Genomic DNA, 20,833 nt, shown 5'->3' with positions numbered 1-20,833 from the left:
CTTCGGCGTGACATGGACAACTATTTAGTCCGACTTTATTTTTGCAAAAACTGTTTAATCCGCTATAAATTTCCATTCACAGCTTAAATAGCATGACTATTACCGCATTCTGAAAACAACAACAAAAGGAAGGTCAACCATGCTTCAATCCCGTCACCTGCTCTCCGGCCTCGGACTGTCCCTGATGATCGCCACCCTCTCAGCCAACGCGGCGGGCCTCAGCGCCGAACATAAAGCCTTCGGCAAAACCAACGATGGCACGCCCGTCGAGCAATACATCCTGCGCAACAGCCATGGCATGCAAGCCACCGTCATCACCTACGGCGCGACCCTGCAATCGCTGTTGGTGGCCGACAAGCACGGCACATTCGACGATGTCGTGCTGGGCTTCGACGATGTGCAGGGCTACCAAAAAGGCACCGCCTACTTCGGCGCGACCATCGGCCGCTTCGGCAATCGCCTGGCCGACGGCGCGTTTGAACTCGACGGCAAGCGCTTTCAAGTGCCGCAAAACGACAAGTCCAATGCCTTGCATGGCGGCCCTCAGGGTTTCGACAAGAAGGTCTGGAAAGCGCAGGAAACCAAAGACAAGGATTCGGTCGGCGTGACCCTCACCTATCTGTCGGCGGACGGTGAAATGGGCTTCCCCGGCAACCTCACCACCGAAGTGACCTATCGCCTGACCGACAGCAACGAACTGCGCATCGACTACAAGGCCAGCACCGACAAACCGACCGTGCTCAACCTGACCAACCACAGCTACTTCAATCTCGCGGGCGCCGGCAATGGCGACATCCTCAAGCAGGTCGCGACGCTGCATGCCAGCCATTACACCCCGGTCACCGCCAATCTGATCCCGACTGGCGAACTGGCGCCTGTGGCCGGCACGCCGATGGACTTCACCCAGCCAACAGCGATTGGGGCGCACATCAAGGCTGATCACCCACAACTGAAATTCGCTGAACCGAAACAGGGCGGCTTCGATTTCAACTGGGCGCTGGATACCAAGGGCGACGTGAGCAAAGTCGCTGCTGAGGTCAGTGATGCGCAGTCCGGTCGGCACTTGCAGTTGTTCACCAGCGAACCGGGCGTGCAGTTCTACACCAGCAACTTCCTCGACGGCACGGTCAAAGGCAAAGGTGGCAAGGTCTATCCGCATTGGGGCGCGTTTACCCTGGAGACCCAGCACTACCCGGATTCGCCGAACCAACCGAACTTCCCGAGTACGCGACTGGATCCCGGGCAGGCCTACACGCAGAGCGTTGTATTGAAGTTTTCCGCGAAGTAATCCTCCCTTCTCCTTTCTGGAAACGGACGCAACCGCTGGGCTATTCTGCTGCCCACTACAGGTATCGACCCTTTCAGAAAGGAGATTTGAATGCGTACCCTCGAATTGGCTGGCGTGCAGGTTCCAGTGATTGGCCAGGGCACCTGGCGCATGGGCGAAGACCGCTCGGCACACACGCGTGAAGTGGCGGCTCTGCGCAGTGGCGTTGAACTGGGCATGACCTTGATCGACACTGCCGAAATGTATGCCGAGGGCGGTGCCGAAAGTGTTGTAGGTGAAGCCATTGCCGGTATTCGCGATCAGGTGTTTCTGGTGAGCAAGGTCTACCCGCACAACGCCAGCCGCCAAGGCATTCCGCAAGCCTGCGAGCGCAGTCTGCGCCGGCTCGACACTGATTACATCGACCTCTATCTGTTGCATTGGCGCGGCCAGTTTCCGCTGGAAGAAACCGTCGAAGCCTTCGAGCGCCTGCGCGAAGCCGGCAAAATCGGCCGTTGGGGCGTGTCGAATTTTGACGTCGATGACCTCCAAGAGTTAGCCAATCCGGCGTGCGCCACCAATCAGGTGCTCTACAACCTGGAAGCGCGTGGCGTCGAATTCGACCTGTTGCCCCGGTGCCAACAGCAACACATGCCGCTGATGGTCTACTGTCCGATTGGTCAGGGCGGCGCGATGCTGGCAGAACCGGTACTGAAGCAGATTGCCGCTCGTCACAACGTGACCCCGGCGCAGGTTTCGCTGGCGTGGATTGTGCGTCAGGATGGCGTGATAGCGATCCCTAAAGCGGTGCGGCCGGAACATGTGCAACTCAATGCACAAGCGGCGCAACTGCAACTCGATGCCGGGGATCTGGCAGCGCTGGACCAGGCGTTTCACGCGCCAAAGCGCAAGCAGCGGCTGGCCATGGTCTGAGCCACCGCCGACCGGCGAGAGCTTTGCGATGAGAAGCACTGATCAGTACGACCCGTTCAACCTGCAACGTTTCGTCCAGGCCCAGGACCCGGTGTTTGATCGGGTACAGCGCGAACTCGACGAGGGCCGCAAGCGCAGCCACTGGATGTGGTTTGTCTTCCCGCAGTTCGCAGGCTTGGGCGGCAGTGAGATGTCCCGGCGCTTCGCCATCGATACGGCCGAAGAAGCGCGAGCTTATCTCGAGCACCCGATGCTCGGCGCGCGGCTGCGTACTTGTACGCAGCTCGTGCTGAATGTGCGCCAGCGTTCGATTGCGGATATTTTCGGCCATCCCGATGACTTGAAATTTCACTCCTCGATGACGCTTTTTGCCCAGTTCGCCGTTGAAGACAGCCTGTTCAACCAGGCGTTGGAACGCTACTTCCACGGCATCCTCGATGACTGGACCCTGCAACTGCTGGACTCAAAACAGGCCCAGTTGCCCCCCGATCAGGGTTGAGAAATCGTCGTCGACAAACGGCAGAATCGCATCCGCCACCGGTTGCAGTTGCCGGCTGATGTAGTGGTCGTAGTCGATGGCGGCGCGGCGCACTTCCAGCGGTTCGGGCCCGGCCAGGGTGATCACGTAACTGATCCAGCCACCGTTCTGGTACTGCCGAGGCCGTTCGTGCCGGGCATTGTAATCGTCGGCCAGCCGCGCGGCGCGCACATGGGGCGGCACGTTGCGCTCGTAATCGTCGAGGGTGCGGCGCAGGCGCTTGCGATAGACCAGTCGATCATCGAATTCGCCGGCCAGGGTTTTGCGCACGTAGTCGCGCACATAATCCTGATACGGCTTGCGCTGGAAGATGCGCTCGTAGAGTTCCTGCTGGAATTGCCGGGCCAGCGGCGACCAGTCAGTGCGTACGGTTTCAAGGCCTTTGTAGACCATTTCTTCGCTGCCGTCGGCACGGGTCACCAGGCCGGCGTAGCGCTTCTTGCTGCCCTCTTCCGCGCCGCGAATGGTCGGCATCAGGAAGCGTTTGTAGTGAATCTCAAACTGCAATTCGAGGGCGCTTTGCAGCCCGTATTCGTCACGCACATGCTCGCGCCACCAGTCGTTGACGTGCTTGACCAACGCGTGGCCGATGCTTGCCGCCTCTTCCTGCCCGTGGGGGCGACGCAGCCAGACAAACGTGGAGTCGGTGTCGCCATAGATCACCGCGTGGCCCTGTTCTTCGATCAGCTTTCGCGTACGCAGCATGATTTCGTGGCCGCGCAGGGTGATCGACGACGCCAGCCGCGTATCGAAGAAACGACAACCGCTGGAGCCGAGTACGCCGTAGAAGGCGTTCATGATGATCTTCAGTGCCTGGGACAGCGGCGCGTTGTGCTCGCGTTTGGCAGTCTCGCGACCGTCGGCGACCCGCGAGACAATGGCCGGCAGGCAGTGCCGGGTTCGCGAAAAACGGGCGCCACGAAACCCCGGCACCGAGTCGGCGTCGTCGGGGTGTTGCAAACCTTCGATCAGCCCCACCGGGTCAATCAGAAACGTGCGGATGATCGACGGATAAAGGCTTTTGTAGTCGAGCACCAGCACCGATTCATAAAGCCCTGGTTGCGACTCCATGACAAAACCGCCGGGGCTGGCTTGCGGCGGATTCGTGCCCAGGTTCGGCGCCACGAACCCTTGGCGGTGCATCAACGGCATGTACAAATGCGTGAACGCCGCCACCGAGCCGCCGCTGCGATCCGCCGGCAGGCCGGTCACGCTGGCGCGCTCCAGCAAAAACGTCAGCAGCTCGGTCTTGGCGAAGATCCGCGTGACCAGTTCGCAATCTTTGAGGTTGTACTTGGCCAGCGCCGGTTTGTCCTCGGCGAACATGCGGTTGATTTCGTCCATGCGCTGGTACGGGTTGTCGATGGACTTGCCTTCGCCGAGCAACGTTTGAGCGACGTTTTCCAGGCTGAACGAAGGGAAACTCCAGGTCGCCGAGCGCAGGGATTCGATGCCATCAATGATCAGCCGTCCCGCTGCCGAGGCGAAATAATGATGACGGCTGCCGTGCTCGCGCCACTGCATTTCTTCGCCGCCTCGGCCGAGCTTCAGCGGCACGCCGAGGCGCCGCGCGTGTTCGTGAAGGATGCGCAGATCGAACTGCACCACGTTCCAGCCGATGATTGCGTCGGGGTCGTGGCGGGCAAACCAGTCATTGAGTTTCTTCAGGATGACCGTACGTGAGTCGCAGTACTGGAGGTCGAAGTCGACGATGCTGTCGTCACCGTTCGCCGTGCCGAGCATGTACACCTGACGCTCGCCACAGCCTTCCAGGGCGATGGAATACAGCTCGCCGGTTTCGGTGGTTTCGATGTCCAGCGAGACCAGGCGCAGTTTCGGCCGGTATTCGGGGGCGGGTTTGAGGTGGGCGTTGAGCAGCGTGCCGTCAGCATCGGGCGTGCCGTTGAACCACACCGGGGCAGTGATGAAGCGCTCCATCAGATAGCGCTCAGGCGGACGCACATCGGCCTCATAGACATCGACGCCGGCGCGGTTGAGCGCCGTTTCCAGGCGCATCAACTGGCCGTGCTGCTGGCAATACAGACCCAGTACCGGACGATGTTCGAAATCCTGCAAGGCCAGCGGGCGCAGTTCCACATTCTTTTCGTCATGCAGCAAACGTTCGGCGGCTTCGCGCTGCTCGGCCGGGATAAACGCTACTGACGGCTGATGTGGCAAGCGCACACGACGCGGCCCGGCATCGGTCGCCAGCCAGAACTCGACTTCGGTGCCGGCCGGGGTATCGCGCCAATGCCGGGTCAGGACGAAGCCCTGCTGTAAATCCACCACTGCAACCTCAGGAATTGAAACAGAGGGGCATTCTACGCGGCATTGCACGGCATGGCCCTTGCGATAAATGTCCGACAAACGCTGAAAAAACCGTCAAATGACGTTTTTTGCGTGCTATCTGCCGCTTTGCCACCTTGCCCTGAGCGCCAGCGTCTACGATGCTTGGATAACAACGACAACACCTGAGTAACCGCCATGAAGACCGTCGCCCAACTGCTCAAGCTCAAAGATCAGAAAAATCAGGAAGTGCATCAGATCAAACCTGATCACATGGTGCTCGAAGCGCTGATGAAGATGGCCGAGAAAAACGTCGGCGCCTTGCTGGTGGTGGAAGATGACAAAGTGGTCGGCATCATCAGCGAACGTGATTACGCGCGCAAACTGGTGCTGCATGGCCGCTCATCGGTGGGCACGCCGGTTCGCGACATCATGGTGGCCAACGTGATCACCGTGGACACCCACCAGACCGTCGACACGTGCCTGGGCATCATGTCCGACAAACGCCTGCGCCACTTGCCGGTGGTGGAAAACGGCAAATTGATCGGTTTGCTGTCGATTGGTGACCTGGTGAAAGAGGCGATTGCCGAACAGGCAGAGCTGATCAAACAGCTGGAGCAGTACATTCGCGGGGAGTGATCTCCAATGCAACACAATTCCCCTGTGGGAGCGGGCTTGCTCGCGAAAGCGGTGGGTCAGTCGACCTATTCGTTGACTGACTCAGCGCCTTCGCGAGCAAGCCCGCTCCCACTTTGGCCCCTCGCTGTTCAGGAAGGCCAATGCCGGGCGAAAACCGGCGCCAGCACCGGATGCCGGTCGATCCTCTGTAACCACGCATAAAACCCCGGGCGCGTCTGGCGCAAATGCTCGCGGCTGCCCGCCCAGCGCGTCACCACCGCCGCCAACACATCCAGCGCTCCCGGTATTTCGTCGTCCAGGTACAACTCGGCGGAGAACTGGTCGGCGAACACCTCCCAACTCCAGTGCAAGCGCTCGCGGGCGCCAGCCATCAGATTCTGCCGCGCCGCTTCGTCAGGCATCACCAGCCAGCGCTCGGGGTAGTCAACGACTCCGACCGCCGCATAGCAATTGCTGACGATATACACCAGGCCGCGAATGGCTTGATCGCGAGCGTCAGCCTTGGCGGGCAGCAATCCAGACTTGGGAAAGGTCAGGCCCAGATGAATCAGAATCGCCGCGCTCTCGGTGATCGCACTGCCATCGGGCAGTTGCAGGGTCGGGATCTGTTTCAGTGGATTGAGTTGTGCCAACGCCTCGGCGGCTTCGGCACTGGCTTCGATATCAATGAAGCGATAAGCAATCTGGCACAGCTCCAGCGCCGCTTCGATGGCGGCTGCGCCTGAGTTGCGGTGTCCGTAGAGCTGATACATACACTCTCCTGCTCAAGACCAACCCAACACATCAGACTCAAGGGTAGATGCCCACGGCCCTGATGTAGAAATATTCTTGCCTTTGTATCCTGATTGGCACGCTTTTCCCATGCACTCGCCACTTGCGAATTCAAGCCTCGCAAAACAGCGCTTACGGTGCCCATCCCGCACCAAGAGCAATCATCGAACGCTATCCGCGTTCTTGTAAGGTGCGATACCGAACCAAAAGTTCGTGTATCCGAGCTGGCAACAAGGAGTTCACCGCGTGAACCTTCAATCGCTCTGCCGCATCACTGCCCGTTTACCGCGACCGGCCCAAAGACGTGTTCACCTGAACAGTCCAGACGGGCATAACATCTACTTTATTACCTGACCCAAACGACCACGCACTGTGTTAGGCGCAGAGTTAAGCGCCGACGGCGGCGTGTTATTTATTTTTTAAATACACCGCATGAAGTGACTGCGTCTGCGACGCACAAATACTGCCGCAGCAGATTGTCGAACAATAACTTCCAACACTTTAAATGCACCAAAAGCGCTCTTCTAACCGCAACTAACCAACACTTGAAACATCGATTTCATTTAAACAAAAACAAGGAACATGGCCTGTGACCCGCTAAAACATTGACCCGCACCAAATCAGTCCGCCTCGCACCATCAAGTGCCTCGACTGACCAGAACGCGACGGCTCTATCTCGCCAACCGGCGTGATACAGCGCACGGTCTGACTCGCCTGCAAAAAAGCCCCGGAATACGGAGTTGTGGAGATTCATGCGCCGGAGAAAATCCCGGTCACCCATAAAACTTATATAAATGCGACATGGGTAACAGCGATGAAATACTCGCGCTACATTTCAGCAACATCTGGCACAACGGTTGCAAACACGAAGATGTGCAACAGCCCAAACCTACAAAGAAGAACACCAGGGAATGGATAATGAACACGCGAACGCGATAGCGCCAAGCCAGTAACTGTACGCAAGCCCTGTTCAATAGATAGTTCAACTATCGGCTTACGCACACCTTAAAGAAAGTTGCACCCACCCACTCGAACATGACGCAAATGTTCGGACGGCACCTTATTGCCCTTCATCCACCCGAGGGAGCTTTAATGAACGATGCGGTAAAGCACAGAACCCTGCCGGGGCCGTTACGGGAAACGCCGATCCCGCCGGCTTCGGGCAGGCCGGCCTTCAAAGCCAACACTTCGCAACCCGGCGGTTTGAACAAACAGCAGATGGTGTTGCTGGTTGCCGTGTCGGCATTGATACACGGCGGCGCCTGGTGGTTTCTTCAGCAGAGCCGACCCGAGCCACTGCCTACTCCACCGCAGATCCCGGAAATGACCGTCGAGCTGACCAGCCCGACGCCACCGGTACCGCCTACACCCGAGCCGCCCCCACCGCCGCCTCCGCCTCCACCACCGCCGCCCGAACCCGAGCAACCGGTGGAAGACGAAGACGCGGTCAAACCGCCGCCCAAACCGGTGGAGAAGCCCAAGCCCATCGAAAAACCCAAACCGGTCGAGAAACCCAAACCGGTGAAAAAGGTCGAGCCGCCGAAAGCTCCGCCCGCCCCGGCGCAACCGGCTGCCCCTGCGGCGCCAACGACACCGAGCGCACCACCGGCCCCCGCCGCCGCGCCTGGCCCGGTGAAAGAGTCGGCAGCGATTTCCGGTCTCGCCAGCCTCGGCAACCCGCCGCCGGAATACCCGTCGCTGGCGCTGCGCCGTAACTGGGAGGGCCGCGTGGTGCTGCGCATTCAGGTGCTGGCCAGCGGTCGCGCAGGCTCGGTGACGGTCACCAAGTCCAGCGGCAAGCCGCAACTGGATGACGCCGCCGTCGCCGCGGTGAAGAACTGGAAGTTCATTCCAGCCAAGCGCGGTGACACGCCGATAGACGGCTTTGCCACCCAGACCATCGATTTCAAATTGCCGCAATAACCGAACGCTCAATCAACGCACAACCGAATAACGCAAGCGAGGTGTAACCATGAACGATTTGTCTTCGATGATTGTCCCCGGTGTGCTCTGGGGTCTGGTGCTGTTTTCCGTGCTCAGCTGGGCGATCCTGCTGGTCAAGTCGGCGCAATACCTGCGCCAGAAAGCGCAGAACAAGCAGTTCAGCAAAGCCTTCTGGGGCGCGCCGGACCTGCTCACCGCCGCCGAACACGCCAGCCAATACCCCGGCTCCCTGGCGCGTATCGCCAGCAGTGGTTTCGAAGCGCTGTTGGTCGAAGAATCGCCACGCACCACCCAGCAACTGGCGCACACCATCAACCGTTCGGATCGCCTGGAACGCAACCTGCGCCAGCAGATCCAGAAAGAACGCCGCTCGCTGGAAAACGGCCAGGCCATCCTCGCCAGTATTGGCAGCACCGCGCCGTTCATTGGTTTGTTCGGCACCGTGTGGGGAATCATGGAAGCCCTCAAAAGCATCGGCGAAACCGGTTCGGCCAGCCTTGAAGCCGTCGCCGGCCCTATCGGCCATGCATTGATCGCCACGGGCGTGGGGATCGCCGTCGCGGTGCCGGCGGTGCTGATTTACAACTTCTTCCTGCGTCGACTCAAACTCGCCTCGGCCGACATGGACGACTTCGCCCATGACTTCGACGCCCTCGCCTCGCGCAGTGCGTTTTCCGTCAACCGTCAGGCCATTGCCAGCAAAACCACAGCCGCCGTGCGGGAGGCCAGCTGATGTCCTTCTCCACTCAAGACAGCGATGAAGTGCTCAGCGAAATGAACGTCACGCCGCTGGTGGACGTGATGCTCGTGTTGCTGGTGGTGTTCATCGTCACCGCGCCGCTGATGACCAACGCGATCAAGGTCAACCTGCCAAAAACCGACGCCGTCGCCCCCGCTGAAAAGAAAGACCCGGTGGTGGTCAGCGTCGATCAGGACGGCAAGTTTTATCTGGCCAAGACCGAACTGGCCCCGGAATCCCTGGAGGCCAGCCTCAAGGAGGTCAAGGCCAAGGATGCCGATGTACGCGTTCAGCTTCAGGCCGATTCCGCCGTCAACTATGGGCAGGTGGCCAAGGCCATGGCGTCCATCGAACGCTCGGGCATCAGCAAAATATCGGTGATGACCACCCACTGAGTGCGGTGCCGGGCGCGCCTTGAGAAACGCGCCCGGCACCGCTGATCGAATCCCGTCGCAACCCGCCGACCGAAAAACGCAAAGCGCCTTTCGGAGGGGATCGGCTTGCTTGAAGAAAGTGGTTTTCCGCACGCGGTATCACCGAAAGCGGAGCAATGAGGGGCTCACAAGGCCAATTCGATAACGTCTAACAAAGTCGGAAACAACCATGCTGATGAACACTCCACGCTTCACGCTCAAACCATTGGTGGCCACGATTTCTCGCCACCGTTTTGTTCCGCTGTATCTGGTGGCCATGGGGATGGGCGCCGGGACCGTGCAAGCGGCCGAGGACGACAATGCGGCTGTTCCGGCAGCCGCCGCAGTCGTTGCGCCGACCACGCAACTGCAACGGGTCGAAGTGACCGGTTCGGCGATTCGCCGGGTCGATGCGGAAACGGCGGTACCGATCACCATTCTCAAGGCCGATGAGCTGCGCAAACAGGGCGTGACCACCACTGCCGAACTGGTGCAGCGCATCACCGGCAGCCAGTCGATCAACAACAGTGCAGGCTCGGTCGGCAGCGCCACCGGTGGCGCTTCGTTCGCCGACATGCGTGGCATCGGCGCCAACAAAACGCTGGTGTTGCTCAACGGTCGACGCCTGGCCAACAACGCGTTGTCGGGCACCAACTCCGCTGGCGGCGCGGTGGATCTGAACATGATCCCGTTTGCCGCGATCGAGCGCGTGGAAGTGCTGCGCGACGGCGCCTCGGCGCTCTACGGTACCGACGCCATTGGCGGCGTGATCAACTTCATCACCAAAAAATCACTGACTGACGGCCAACTCACCCTCGGCGGCGAAACCCCGACCCACAGTGGCGGCGGTGCGACCAAGGACATGAGCGCCAGTTGGGGCTTCGGCGATCTGGAAGAAGACCGCTTCAACGTGCTCGGTGTGTTCAATTACAACAAGCAGCAGAACCTCGACGCCAATGACCGCTCCTTCGCCCGCGACTACGTGCCCGGGCGCGGCCTGGATCAGACCTCCGGCACCGCGTTCCCCGGCAACTACAGCCAGAACGGCAACGCCACCAACCCGTTGGCCAACAGCAATTGCAACGGCCCTAACCTGGTGGGGCGCGATGGCGTGTGCCGCTTCAGCACCCGTGAATACATCGACCTGGTGCCACAAACCGAGAAGACGTCTTTCTTTGGCAAGACCACCGGCAAACTGGCGGACGACCACAACGTCAACCTCGAATACTTCTGGTCGCGCAACAACAACGCCACGGCGGTCGGCCCCGCGCCACTGACCGGCCTGAGTCTGGATGCCTCATCGCCCTACTACCCCGGCAACGGCATCACGCCAGGCCCCACCGGTTTCGCCCTCGACCCCACCCAACCCGTGGATGTGAACTGGCGCGAAACCGCCGCCGGCCCGCGTGAGTCGAAAGACCAGAACACCAGCCAGCGCTTTCTGCTGAGCTTCGACGGTCTGGTCGGCGGCTGGGATTACAACGTCGGCGCCTCGTACAACCAGAACAAAATCGTTTCCAGCGTCACCAGCGGTTATGTCAGCGATCAAGCCATGATCGATGGTCTGGCCAGCGGTTTGCTCAATCCGTTCGGCCCGCAATCGGCTGCCGGTCAGCAGTACATCGACAACGCTGCCTACCACGGCGCCTACTCCACCGCTGTTGGCCGGGTCGCCGGTTTCGACGGCCGGATCAGCCGCGAAATCGGTGACTGGTTCGGTGCCGGCCCGTCCGGTCTGGCGCTGGGCGGCGAGTACCGCAAAGAGAAATTCCATCAGGACTTCGAACAGTTTGCCGGCGACATCCAGAGCCTGGGTATCGACCCGGCCGGCAGCGTCGAAGGCGACCGCAGCGTGAAAGCCGCTTATGCGGAAATCAACGTGCCGGTGCTCGACAGCCTTGAACTGTCTGCCGCTGTGCGCCACGACAAATACAGCGACTTTGGCAGCACCACCAACCCGAAATACTCGTTCCGCTACCAGCCGCTCAAAGAGCTGGTGGTGCGTGGCGCGTACAGCGAAGGTTTCCGTGCGCCGTCGCTTTACGAGCTGTATTCACCGCGCAGCATCACGTACACCCAGGGCTACTACAACGATCCGGTGCTGTGTACCGGCGGCGTGGTGCAACCGGGCGGCAACGGCGGGCGCGATTGCGGTCAGCAGTTCCTCAACCAGATCGGCGGCAACGAGGATCTGGCCCCGGAGAAGGCGCGCAACGTGACACTGGGCTTCGTTTATCAGCCAATGAGCAACCTCTCCGTGGGTCTGGATTTCTGGTGGATTCACATCTCCAACCAGATCCAACCGTTCCCGGAATCCACCGTGTTTGATCAGGCCGGCAGCTACTCCGACCGTTTCGTGCGCAACGCCGACGGCACGCTCAACTACATCGTCACCGGCAACGCCAACCTGGGCATCGTCGAAACCAACGGCATCGATGTGTCGCTCGATTACCGTTTCCCGAACACCCCGTACGGCCAGTTCGGTCTCGGGCTGCAGGGCACCTACGTCGACGAATACGACTTCCAGAGCACCATCAAAGGTCCGTTCACCGACAAGGTCGGCGACTTCCAGGGTGACGGCGTGGTTGCGCGCTGGAAGCACAACCTGACCGGCAGTTGGACCTTCGGCGCGGCACGGGCGTCGCTGACCAACCGTTTCACCACCGGCTACAACGACTACGACCGCGATACCCACGCGCGGGTCGCGTCGTATTCGGTGTGGGATCTGTCGGCCGGCTACACCTTCGACAAGGTGCTGGACGTGGACGCGGGGATGAAAAACATGTTCGACCGCAACCCGCCGTTCTCCAACCAGGCTTACAACTTCCAGAGCGGCTATGACCCGCGCTATACCGACCCGCTGGGCCGCACGCTGTTCGCGCGCATGACTTACCACTTCTAACCGCAAACACCAGATGTCTCCCCTGTGGGAGGGGGCTTGCTCCCGAAGGCGATGTGTCAGTCAACACCCCCTTCACTGATCCATTGCCTTCGGGAGCAGCCCCTTCCCACAGATTGACCTGTGTGCATTCAGGAATTAAGGAGTGACTTCATGACTTTCATGCGCAACATGGCTGCTCTGCTGCTCGGCAGCACGCTGCTGTGCAACGCGGCACCTGCGCTGGCCGTCGGCAGCTATGCGATGACGGTGTACGGCGAGGCGCCGAAATACCCGGCGGGTTTCCAGCATTTCGATTTCGTCGATCCCCACGCACCCAAGGGGGGGTCACTCAGCCGCGCGTCGATGGAGATTGGTCAATTCAACTACATCACCCCGTATGCCGATCAAGGCATTTCTGTGGTGCAGGTCAACGACTGGGTGTATTCGCCGCTGGCGTTCCGCTCACTGGACGAGCCCTACACCGTCTACGGCCTGGTCGCGCAGCAGATGGAGCGCGATCGCGCAGGACTCTGGGTACGTTTCACTCTGAATCCCAAGGCACGCTTCGCTGATGGCACGCCGATCACCGCCGAAGACGTGCGCTACACCTTCAACCTGCTGATGACCAAGGGCAGCCTGAGTTATCGCCAGCAATACGCCGACGTGCAGGACGTGTTGATCGAGAGCCCACGGCAGGTGCGTTTCACCTTCAAGAACAACCTCAATCGCACGCTTGCGCTGGATCTTGCGACGATGCGCGTGGTGCCCGAACACTGGTGGAAAACCCGCGACTTCGCCAATGGCGGCGGTTTCGAGCCGCCGTTGGGCAGTGGCCCGTACCGGGTCAGCAAGGTCGACGCCGGGCGCAGCATCAGTTTTGAGCGCGACCCGGATTGGTGGGGCAAAGACCTGCCGGTCAGTCGCGGGATGTACAACTTCGACAACCTGACGGTGAATTTCTACGGCGACACCGACGTCGCCCGGCAATTGCTGCAGGCCGGCGCATTCGACTACAACCGCGAGTTTTCATCCTCGGGTTATGTGGTCGGCTACGACAGCCCGGCGCTGCGCGATGGACGCTTGCAACAGTCAATCCTCGCCCCGGAAAAACCGACGGCGGCGCAGGGCTTCGTGTTCAACCTGCAAAACCCGATTTTCCAGGATCGCCGCGTGCGTCAGGCGATCAGCCTGTTGTGGGATTTCGAGTGGACCAACAAGCAAATGATGCGCGGCTTCTACGTGCGTCAGAACAGCTATTGGCCCAAGAGTGAAATGGCCGCCACCGCGCTGCCCGACGCCGAGGAATTGCGGATCCTCGAACCGCTGCGAGGGCAGATCCCCGACGAGGTATTTACCGAGGTCTACAAGGCGCCGAAAACCGATGGCAGCGGCTACATCCGCGACAAGCAACTGCAAGCGCTGAAGCTGCTGGCCGAGGCCGGCTGGACGGCGAAAAACAATCGGTTGGTCAACGCTGCCGGCGAACCGCTGGAGTTCACTTTCCTCGACGGTCAGGGCGGGTTCGACCGCATGCTGTTGCCGTTCAAACGCACCCTCGCGCAGATCGGCATCACCCTCAACCTGCGCCGGATCGATTCGGCGCAGTACGTCAATCGGCTCAACGCCCGGGACTACGACATGATCGTCACCAGTTTCCCGCGCAGCGGCGATCCGATCGTCTCTCCCGGCCGCGAGTTGTACAGCCTCTACGCCTCGCAAAGTGCCACGCAAGTCGGCAGTTCCAACTCGATGGTGCTGGCCAACCCGGCGGTTGATCAGTTGATCGACGGCCTGGTCCAGGCCAACACCCGCGACGCCATGGTGCATTACGCCCGCGCCCTCGACCGGGTGCTGCAATGGGGTTACTACATGATTCCCAACTACTACTCCAAAGGCACGCCGACGGTGTATCAGAACCGCTTCGGCATGCCGCCGGTGCAACCGGCGTACGACGAAGGCCTCAACACCTGGTGGGAGGTCTCGGCCAAGCCGTTGACCACGCAACAGATGCACGCACAACTTGCGGGGGGCCAGTGACATGCTGCGCTATCTGAGTCGACGCCTGTTGCTGATCATCCCGACGTTGCTGTGCATTCTGGTGGTCAATTTCCTCATCGTGCAGGCCGCGCCGGGTGGCCCGGTGGAGCAAGCCATTGCGCGCCTACAAGGCTTCGGCGGGCACAGCATGGGCGGTGGTGGCGAAGTCGCCGCGATTGGCGGTGCCGGACGCAGCAGCCGTGGCCTCGATCCAGCGCTGATCGAGGAAATCAAACACCACTACGGCTTCGATAAACCGCTGCACGAACGCCTGTGGCTGATGCTGAAAAACTACGCGCAACTGGACTTGGGCAGCAGTTTCTTTCGCGGCGCCAAGGTCACCGATCTGATCATTCAAAAACTGCCAGTGTCGCTGTCCCTCGGCTTGTGGGCGACGCTGATCACCTATCTGATCTCGATCCCGCTGGGCATTCGCAAAGCGGTCAAGAACGGCAGCGCCTTCGATGTCTGGAGCAGCACGGCGATCATCATCGGCTATGCGATGCCGGCGTTTCTGTTCGCGATTCTGCTGATCGTGGTGTTTGCCGGCGGCAGTTACGTCAACTGGTTTCCGGTGCAGGGCCTGGTGTCGGACAACTTCGACAGCCTCAGCACCCTGGGCAAAGTCGGCGACTACCTCTGGCACCTGGTGTTGCCGGTGACCGCGTTGGTGATCGGCGGTTTCGCCACGCTGACCATCCTGACCAAAAACAGCTTTCTCAACGAGATCAGCCGCCAGTACGTCGTCACGGCGCGGGCCAAGGGTTTGACCGAACGCCGTGTGCTTTACGGCCATGTGTTTCGCAACGCCATGCTGTTGGTGGTCGCGGGGGTGCCGTCGGCACTGATCGAGGTGTTCTTCGCCGGTTCATTGCTGATCGAAACCATCTTCAACCTCGACGGCCTCGGGCGCATGAGTTACGAGGCGGCGGTGTCGCGGGACTATCCGGTGGTGTTCGGCGCGTTGTTTCTGTTCACCCTGTTCGGCCTGCTGATCAAGTTGATCGGCGACCTCTGCTACACCCTGCTCGACCCGCGCATCGACTTCTCGGCGAGGACTGCCTGATGTTCACACTCTCTCCTCTGGGCCAACGCCGTGTCGCTCAATTCAAGGCCAACCGACGCGGGCGCTGGTCGCTGTGGCTGTTCATCGGTCTGTGCCTGATCTGCCTGGGTGGCGAGTTGATCGCCAACGACAAACCGCTGGTGATCCGCTACCACGACACCTTTTACTTCCCCATCCTCAGTGAATACCTGGAAACCGACTTCGGCGGCGAGCTGCCGTTCCAGCCGGACTATGCCAGCGCCTACGTACACAAACTGATAGAGGATCAGGGCGGCTGGATGCTGTTCCCGCCGATCCCGTTCAGTTACGACACGGTCAATTACGACCTCACCGAGCCGGCACCGAGCCCGCCTTCGACGAGCAATTGGCTGGGCACCGACGATCAGGCGCGGGACGTGTTGGCGCGGGTGATTTTCGGCACGCGGATTTCGATTTTGTTTGCGCTGATCCTCACCGGTATCAGTGCGTTGATTGGCATCGTCGCCGGGGCATTGCAAGGGTATTACGGCGGTTGGGTCGACTTGCTTGGGCAACGGATTCTGGAAATCTGGTCAGGGTTGCCGGTGCTGTACCTGCTGATCATTTTGTCTGGCTTCGTTTCGCCAAGCTTCTGGTGGCTGCTGGGGATCATGGCGCTGTTCTCGTGGCTGGCGCTGGTCGACGTGGTGCGCGCCGAGTTTCTCCGTGGGCGCAATCTGGAATACGTCAAAGCAGCGCGAGCCTTGGGCCTGACCGACAGCGAACTGATGCGCCGGCACATCCTGCCCAATGCGATGACCTCCACCCTCACCTACCTGCCGTTCATTCTGACCGGCGCTATCGCCACCCTCACTGCGCTGGATTTTCTCGGTTTCGGCATGCCGGCAGGCACGGCGTCGCTGGGCGAGTTGATCGGCCAGGCCAAGCGCAATCTGCAAGCGCCATGGCTGGGGCTGACGGCGTTTTTCGCGTTGGCGCTGATTCTGTCGTTGCTGGTGTTTATTGGTGAGGCTTACCGTGATGCATTCGACCCACAATCCTGATCAGCGGAGCTGACATGAACGACCATTTGATCGAGATCCGCGACCTGCGCGTCGCCTTCGCCGGGCAGGCTGTGGTGCACGGTTTGAACCTGGACATTCGCCGTGGCGAGTGTTTGGCGCTGGTCGGCGAATCCGGCTCGGGCAAGTCGGTGACGGCGCATTCGATCCTGCGCTTGCTGCCGGGTAAAACCGTCAGCAGCACGGGCAGCATCCGCTACAACGGCGTGGACTTGCTGCACGCCAGCGAGCAACAGATGCGCGGCTTGCGCGGCAACCGGATAGCGATGATTTTCCAGGAGCCGATGACTTCGCTGAACCCGTTGCACACCGTGGAAAAACAGGTCAGCGAAGTGCTGGAAATCCACAAGGGTCTGAAGGGCCGCGCCGCCCGGGCTCGTACCTTGGAATTACTGGAACTGGTCGGCATTCGCCAACCTTTGCAGCGTTTGAAAGCCTATCCGCACCAACTCTCCGGCGGCCAGCGGCAGCGGGTGATGATCGCCATGGCGCTGGCCAACGAGCCGGAACTGTTGATCGCCGATGAGCCGACCACCGCGCTCGACGTCACCGTGCAGCAGAAGATTCTTGAGCTGCTGATCGAATTGCAACAGCGACTCGGGATGTCGCTGCTGGTGATCAGTCACGACCTCAATCTGGTCCGACGCATCGCTCAGCGAGTGTGCGTGATGCGTCACGGCGAGATTGTCGAACAGGCCGACTGCGAAACCCTGTTTCGCACGCCGCAGCATCCTTACAGCCGCTTGTTGATCGAGGCTGAACCGAGCGGCGCACCCGTGCCGAGTCAGTACGATCACAACCTGCTGGAGGTGGATGACCTGAAAGTCTGGTTCCCATTGCCCAAAGCGCTGTTCAGCCGTCAGCAGTACTACATCAAAGCGGTCGATGGCGTCAGTTTCAGCCTGCAACGGGGCAAGACCCTGGGGATTGTCGGCGAATCCGGCTCGGGCAAATCGACGCTGGGTCAGGCGATCCTGCGGCTGGTGGAATCGCAGGGCAATATCCGTTTCGGCAACAAACAACTGAGCCTGCTCAATCAGCGTCTGATGCGCCCGTTGCGCCGGCAGATTCAGGTGGTGTTTCAGGACCCGTTCGGCAGCCTCAGCCCGCGCATGACGGTGCAGCAGATCATTGCCGAGGGTTTGTTGACCCATGGCATCGGCACCGAGGCTGAGCGAGAAGCGGCGGTGATTCGCGTGCTGGAGGACGTCGGGCTTGACCCGAAGAGTCGTCATCGCTATCCCCACGAGTTTTCAGGCGGTCAGCGCCAACGCATCTCCATCGCACGGGCATTGGTGTTGGAACCGGCGCTGATTCTGCTCGATGAACCGACCTCGGCGCTGGATCGCACGGTGCAGAAGCAGGTGGTGGAGTTACTGCGGCAATTGCAGATCAAGCATGGGCTGACGTATTTGTTCATCAGCCATGATCTGGCGGTGGTGCATGCCTTGGCCCATGACTTGATAGTGATCAAGGATGGCAAAGTCGTTGAACAAGGTGCTTCGCGGGAGATCTTTACGGCGCCGCAGCATCCCTATACCCAGGAGTTACTGAAAGCCTCCGGCCTCAAGCCTGAAGAAGAACCCTGTGGGAGCGGGCTTGCTCGCGAAAGCGGTGTGCCCGTTATATGAGCTGTGATTGACACATCGCCTTCGCGAGCAAGCCCGCTCCCACAAGGGAAACTGCGGTGCCTTAAAAATATTTTCCAGGCACTGCATCCAATCGGCTCCGCCACGGGTAGTCCCTGTAACAGCCACTGTTGGCTGCCAGCGATCTACCCCTTTCGGAGAAAACACTGATGAACACCACACAGCTGATTTGCTTCACCGGTTTGCTTGCAGCCACCTCGACGGCCTTCGCCCAAAGCAGTTACCCCGACACCATCAAAGTGCCGGCCGGCCACAAGATCGCGATGGAAACCACCGGTGTCGGCGAGGTCACCTACGAGTGCCGCGACAAACCCAATATGGCCGGGCAGACCGAGTGGACCTTCGTCGGGCCGAAAGCGGTGCTCAATGATCGCAGCGGCAAGCAGGTTGGCACCTACTATGGCCCACCGGCTACCTGGCAGGCTAAAGACGGTTCGAAAATCACCGGCACGCAACTGGCGGTGGCGCCATCGGGGGCCGGCAACCTGCCCTATCAACTGGTCAAGGCCAACCCGGCTGAAGGCAAAGGCGCCATGAGCGGCGTGAGTTACATCCAGCGCGTTGCGCTCAAAGGTGGCGTGGCACCGAGCAGCGAGTGCACGGCAGCCAACAAAGGCAAGCAGGAAGTGGTGAAGTATCAGGCCGATTACATTTTCTGGGCGGCGAACTGAGGTCACAGGCTCGGCACAAAACCTGTGGGAGCGGGCTCGCTCGCGAAAGCGGTGTAACCGTGACAGTGATGCTGACTGACACGACGCCATCGCGGGCAAGCCCGCTTCCAAAGGGCTCTGTGTGCTGAAGTTAAATGTGAGCTAGATTGCACTGCATGTCCTCACCCGAATCTGAATTCGATTACCAAGCCCGTCTCGCTGCCTGTGCCCGCGGCGAGCGGGCTGCCCTGCGCGATTTGTATGTGCAGGAGGGTCCGCGCCTGCTGGGTGTGGCCAAGCGGCTGGTGCGCGATACGGCGCTGGCGGAGGACATTGTCCATGAGGCGTTCATCAAAATCTGGAACGGTGCGGCGGGGTTTGATCCGGCGCGCGGTTCGGCGCGTGGCTGGATGTTCACCGTGACCCGGCATCTGGCGCTGAATCTACTGCGCAATCAAGCCCGGGAAACGCCGTTCAGTGATGATCATGAAATGGCTACGCACGACGATGACGGCTTCGACGCCCAAGCGCATTCGGCGCGCATTCACCGCTGCCTGGAACAGCTCGATCCTCAACGCCGAAGCTGCATCCTTCACGCCTATGTCGACGGCTACAGCCATGCGCAGATTTCCCAACGGTTGGGCACGCCGCTGGGCACGGTCAAAGCCTGGATCAAGCGCAGCCTCAACGCCTTGCGGGAGTGCATGGGATGACCACTGAATCGGCACAGGAACGCGATGAACTGGCCAGTGAATATGTGCTGGGCACGCTCTCGGCTGAAGATCGCGCCAACGTTCAACGACGCCTGCCGACCGACCCCGAACTGCGTGCGGCGGTGGAGGCCTGGGAACGGCGCCTGCTGGACCTGACCGACCTCGCCGCGCCGCAACAGCCATCACCACAACTCTGGCCACGGATTGAGCGCAGTGTTGAACGGCTCACACCCAAAATACCTGCCTCGGTGAAAACCTCATGGTGGAATCTGCTGCCACTGTGGCGTGGATTGACTGCTGCCGGATTGGCCGCAACATTGGTGTTGGGCTCAATCCTGCTGACCCAGACCACGCCGAAGCCGAGTTATCTGGTGGTGCTGGTCGCGCCGCAGGACAAGGCCCCGGGATGGGTGATTCAGGCCAGCGACTCGCGGGAGATTCAGTTGATTCCGCTGGGCGTGGTGCAAGTGCCGGCGGACAAGGCCCTGGAATTCTGGACCAAGGCTGACGGCTGGCAAGGGCCGGTGTCACTGGGGCTGGTCAAACCGGGACAGGCGCTGAAAGTGCCGCTGGACAAATTGCCGCCGCTGCAACCCAATCAGCTGTTCGAGCTGACGCTGGAAGGCGCCAACGGTTCGCCGATTGGCAAACCGACCGGGCCGATTCAGGCGATCGGGCGCGCAGTGAAGGTGTTGTGAAGCGCTAAGCTGCGGGTTCTGGCAATCATCATCGGCGTCGATATTCACCATCACAGCAATGAAGTTCTCATAAAAAATCTCCGGCGTAACATCCGCTCCATACCAACCAATAACACCCCGGAGCACACCATCATGAAACGCCAAACTCTTCTCAGCATCGCTTTCTCGGTTTTCGCAGTTAACGCTTTTGCCGCTACCCCGGCCCACACGATGATCGCCGCCGATGGCTCGGATCGTCTGTACCAGAACACCGTCGCCGCTGATGGTTCGGATCGTCTGCAAGGCAACACCGTCGCCGCTGATGGCTCGGATCGTCTGCAAGGCAACACCGTCGCCGCTGATGGTTCGGATCGTCTGCAAGGCAACACCGTCGCCGCTGATGGTTCGGATCGTCTGCAAGGCAACACCGTCGCCGCTGATGGTTCGGATCGCCTGCAAGGCAACACCGTCGCCGCTGATGGTTCGGATCGCCTGCAAGGCAACACCGTCGCCGCTGATGGTTCGGATCGTCTGCAAGGCAACACCGTCGCCGCTGATGGTTCGGATCGTCTGCAAGGCAACACCGTCGC

At 60.4% G+C, this 20,833-nt stretch carries 18 protein-coding genes; 16 read left to right on the top strand and 2 right to left on the bottom strand.

The genetic code is table 11. The features are described 5' to 3' along the window. The first annotated feature begins 139 nt into the window (after window positions 1–139). The 3 genes from ACIOU6_RS18185 (at window position 140) to ACIOU6_RS18175 (ending at window position 2,699) form a co-directional block, all read left to right on the top strand. Window positions 140–1,288: an aldose epimerase family protein gene (locus ACIOU6_RS18185; protein WP_401138503.1), complete on the top strand. Its 1,149-nt coding sequence runs from the start codon at window positions 140–142 to the stop codon at window positions 1,286–1,288. Between the two features lie 90 nt (window positions 1,289–1,378). After that, window positions 1,379–2,200, top strand: a complete 822-nt coding sequence (locus ACIOU6_RS18180) for an aldo/keto reductase (RefSeq protein ID WP_401138500.1) — start codon at window positions 1,379–1,381, stop codon at window positions 2,198–2,200. Between the two features lie 28 nt (window positions 2,201–2,228). Next, complete coding sequence (locus ACIOU6_RS18175; RefSeq protein ID WP_221730482.1) at window positions 2,229–2,699, top strand: DUF1810 domain-containing protein; 471 nt, start codon at window positions 2,229–2,231, stop codon at window positions 2,697–2,699. Here the strand turns inward: ACIOU6_RS18175 and ACIOU6_RS18170 are convergent. Next, window positions 2,664–5,024: a DNA polymerase II gene (locus tag ACIOU6_RS18170; protein WP_221730483.1), complete on the bottom strand. Its 2,361-nt coding sequence runs from the start codon at window positions 5,022–5,024 to the stop codon at window positions 2,664–2,666. The two genes, ACIOU6_RS18175 and ACIOU6_RS18170, sit on opposite strands and share 36 nt — an antisense overlap. A gap of 198 nt (window positions 5,025–5,222) precedes the next feature. Between ACIOU6_RS18170 and ACIOU6_RS18165 the strand changes: the two genes are divergently transcribed. After that, on the top strand, window positions 5,223–5,663 hold the full coding sequence (locus ACIOU6_RS18165; protein ID WP_008084932.1) for a CBS domain-containing protein: 441 nt from the start codon (window positions 5,223–5,225) through the stop codon (window positions 5,661–5,663). Window positions 5,664–5,791: 128 nt separating this feature from the next. Here the strand turns inward: ACIOU6_RS18165 and ACIOU6_RS18160 are convergent, their stop codons facing one another. Next, a complete protein-coding gene (locus ACIOU6_RS18160) occupies window positions 5,792–6,415 on the bottom strand; it encodes a glutathione S-transferase N-terminal domain-containing protein (RefSeq protein ID WP_221730484.1) in 624 nt (207 codons plus the stop codon). 1,111 nt (window positions 6,416–7,526) lie between these two features. Here ACIOU6_RS18160 and ACIOU6_RS18155 point away from each other — a divergent pair. The 12 genes from ACIOU6_RS18155 to ACIOU6_RS18100 all read left to right on the top strand — a co-directional run. Beyond that, entirely contained in the window at window positions 7,527–8,357 is an 831-nt protein-coding gene (locus ACIOU6_RS18155; protein WP_401138497.1) for an energy transducer TonB, read from the top strand. A gap of 67 nt (window positions 8,358–8,424) precedes the next feature. Next, the gene (locus ACIOU6_RS18150; RefSeq protein WP_401138552.1) at window positions 8,425–9,111 is read left to right on the top strand and encodes a MotA/TolQ/ExbB proton channel family protein; all 687 of its coding nucleotides are present in this window, start codon (window positions 8,425–8,427) and stop codon (window positions 9,109–9,111) included. Then, window positions 9,111–9,512 (top strand): biopolymer transporter ExbD, encoded by a 402-nt coding sequence (locus ACIOU6_RS18145; protein WP_339431932.1) that lies wholly within the window; start codon window positions 9,111–9,113, stop codon window positions 9,510–9,512. The genes ACIOU6_RS18150 and ACIOU6_RS18145 overlap by 1 nt, the downstream gene beginning before the upstream one ends. A gap of 208 nt (window positions 9,513–9,720) precedes the next feature. Further along, complete coding sequence (locus ACIOU6_RS18140) at window positions 9,721–12,432, top strand: TonB-dependent receptor (protein ID WP_221730487.1); 2,712 nt, start codon at window positions 9,721–9,723, stop codon at window positions 12,430–12,432. Between the two features lie 150 nt (window positions 12,433–12,582). Next, window positions 12,583–14,448, top strand: coding sequence for an extracellular solute-binding protein (locus ACIOU6_RS18135; RefSeq protein ID WP_401138492.1), 1,866 nt, complete (start codon window positions 12,583–12,585; stop codon window positions 14,446–14,448). A gap of 1 nt (window position 14,449) precedes the next feature. Next, window positions 14,450–15,514, top strand: a complete 1,065-nt coding sequence (locus tag ACIOU6_RS18130) for a microcin C ABC transporter permease YejB (RefSeq protein WP_401138489.1) — start codon at window positions 14,450–14,452, stop codon at window positions 15,512–15,514. Next, window positions 15,514–16,536, top strand: coding sequence for an ABC transporter permease (locus ACIOU6_RS18125; protein ID WP_401138486.1), 1,023 nt, complete (start codon window positions 15,514–15,516; stop codon window positions 16,534–16,536). Before ACIOU6_RS18130 ends, ACIOU6_RS18125 begins: the two co-directional genes overlap by 1 nt. Window positions 16,537–16,550: 14 nt before the next feature. Then, a complete protein-coding gene (locus ACIOU6_RS18120) occupies window positions 16,551–18,185 on the top strand; it encodes an ABC transporter ATP-binding protein (protein WP_401138483.1) in 1,635 nt (544 codons plus the stop codon). Between the two features lie 167 nt (window positions 18,186–18,352). After that, window positions 18,353–18,874 (top strand): DUF3455 domain-containing protein, encoded by a 522-nt coding sequence (locus ACIOU6_RS18115; protein WP_221730492.1) that lies wholly within the window; start codon window positions 18,353–18,355, stop codon window positions 18,872–18,874. Between the two features lie 155 nt (window positions 18,875–19,029). Then, on the top strand, window positions 19,030–19,566 hold the full coding sequence (locus tag ACIOU6_RS18110) for a sigma-70 family RNA polymerase sigma factor (protein ID WP_401138480.1): 537 nt from the start codon (window positions 19,030–19,032) through the stop codon (window positions 19,564–19,566). Next, on the top strand, window positions 19,563–20,264 hold the full coding sequence (locus ACIOU6_RS18105; RefSeq protein WP_221730494.1) for an anti-sigma factor domain-containing protein: 702 nt from the start codon (window positions 19,563–19,565) through the stop codon (window positions 20,262–20,264). Before ACIOU6_RS18110 ends, ACIOU6_RS18105 begins: the two co-directional genes overlap by 4 nt. Window positions 20,265–20,396: 132 nt before the next feature. Continuing rightward, window positions 20,397–20,833 (top strand): hypothetical protein (locus ACIOU6_RS18100; protein ID WP_401138476.1); only part of this gene is annotated, 437 nt, incomplete at its 3' end.

It is taken from the genome of Pseudomonas sp. NPDC087615 (assembly GCF_044743445.1).
Lineage (GTDB): Bacteria > Pseudomonadota > Gammaproteobacteria > Pseudomonadales > Pseudomonadaceae > Aquipseudomonas > Aquipseudomonas baetica_A.
This window is presented reverse-complemented; position numbering and strand designations above follow the sequence as displayed.

What these genes read in the sequence shown, in the direction of transcription:
- ACIOU6_RS18185 (WP_401138503.1), top strand. Translation starts at nt 140, where the DNA reads ATGCTTCAATCCCGTCACCTGCTCTCCGGCCTCGGACTGTCCCTGATG.
- ACIOU6_RS18180 (WP_401138500.1), top strand. Translation starts at nt 1,379, where the DNA reads ATGCGTACCCTCGAATTGGCTGGCGTGCAGGTTCCAGTGATTGGCCAG.
- ACIOU6_RS18175 (WP_221730482.1), top strand. Translation starts at nt 2,229, where the DNA reads ATGAGAAGCACTGATCAGTACGACCCGTTCAACCTGCAACGTTTCGTC.
- ACIOU6_RS18165 (WP_008084932.1), top strand. Translation starts at nt 5,223, where the DNA reads ATGAAGACCGTCGCCCAACTGCTCAAGCTCAAAGATCAGAAAAATCAG.
- ACIOU6_RS18160 (WP_221730484.1), bottom strand. Translation starts at nt 6,415, where the DNA reads ATGTATCAGCTCTACGGACACCGCAACTCAGGCGCAGCCGCCATCGAA.
- ACIOU6_RS18155 (WP_401138497.1), top strand. Translation starts at nt 7,527, where the DNA reads ATGAACGATGCGGTAAAGCACAGAACCCTGCCGGGGCCGTTACGGGAA.
- ACIOU6_RS18150 (WP_401138552.1), top strand. Translation starts at nt 8,425, where the DNA reads ATGATTGTCCCCGGTGTGCTCTGGGGTCTGGTGCTGTTTTCCGTGCTC.
- ACIOU6_RS18145 (WP_339431932.1), top strand. Translation starts at nt 9,111, where the DNA reads ATGTCCTTCTCCACTCAAGACAGCGATGAAGTGCTCAGCGAAATGAAC.
- ACIOU6_RS18140 (WP_221730487.1), top strand. Translation starts at nt 9,721, where the DNA reads ATGCTGATGAACACTCCACGCTTCACGCTCAAACCATTGGTGGCCACG.
- ACIOU6_RS18135 (WP_401138492.1), top strand. Translation starts at nt 12,583, where the DNA reads ATGACTTTCATGCGCAACATGGCTGCTCTGCTGCTCGGCAGCACGCTG.
- ACIOU6_RS18130 (WP_401138489.1), top strand. Translation starts at nt 14,450, where the DNA reads ATGCTGCGCTATCTGAGTCGACGCCTGTTGCTGATCATCCCGACGTTG.
- ACIOU6_RS18125 (WP_401138486.1), top strand. Translation starts at nt 15,514, where the DNA reads ATGTTCACACTCTCTCCTCTGGGCCAACGCCGTGTCGCTCAATTCAAG.
- ACIOU6_RS18120 (WP_401138483.1), top strand. Translation starts at nt 16,551, where the DNA reads ATGAACGACCATTTGATCGAGATCCGCGACCTGCGCGTCGCCTTCGCC.
- ACIOU6_RS18115 (WP_221730492.1), top strand. Translation starts at nt 18,353, where the DNA reads ATGAACACCACACAGCTGATTTGCTTCACCGGTTTGCTTGCAGCCACC.
- ACIOU6_RS18110 (WP_401138480.1), top strand. Translation starts at nt 19,030, where the DNA reads ATGTCCTCACCCGAATCTGAATTCGATTACCAAGCCCGTCTCGCTGCC.
- ACIOU6_RS18105 (WP_221730494.1), top strand. Translation starts at nt 19,563, where the DNA reads ATGACCACTGAATCGGCACAGGAACGCGATGAACTGGCCAGTGAATAT.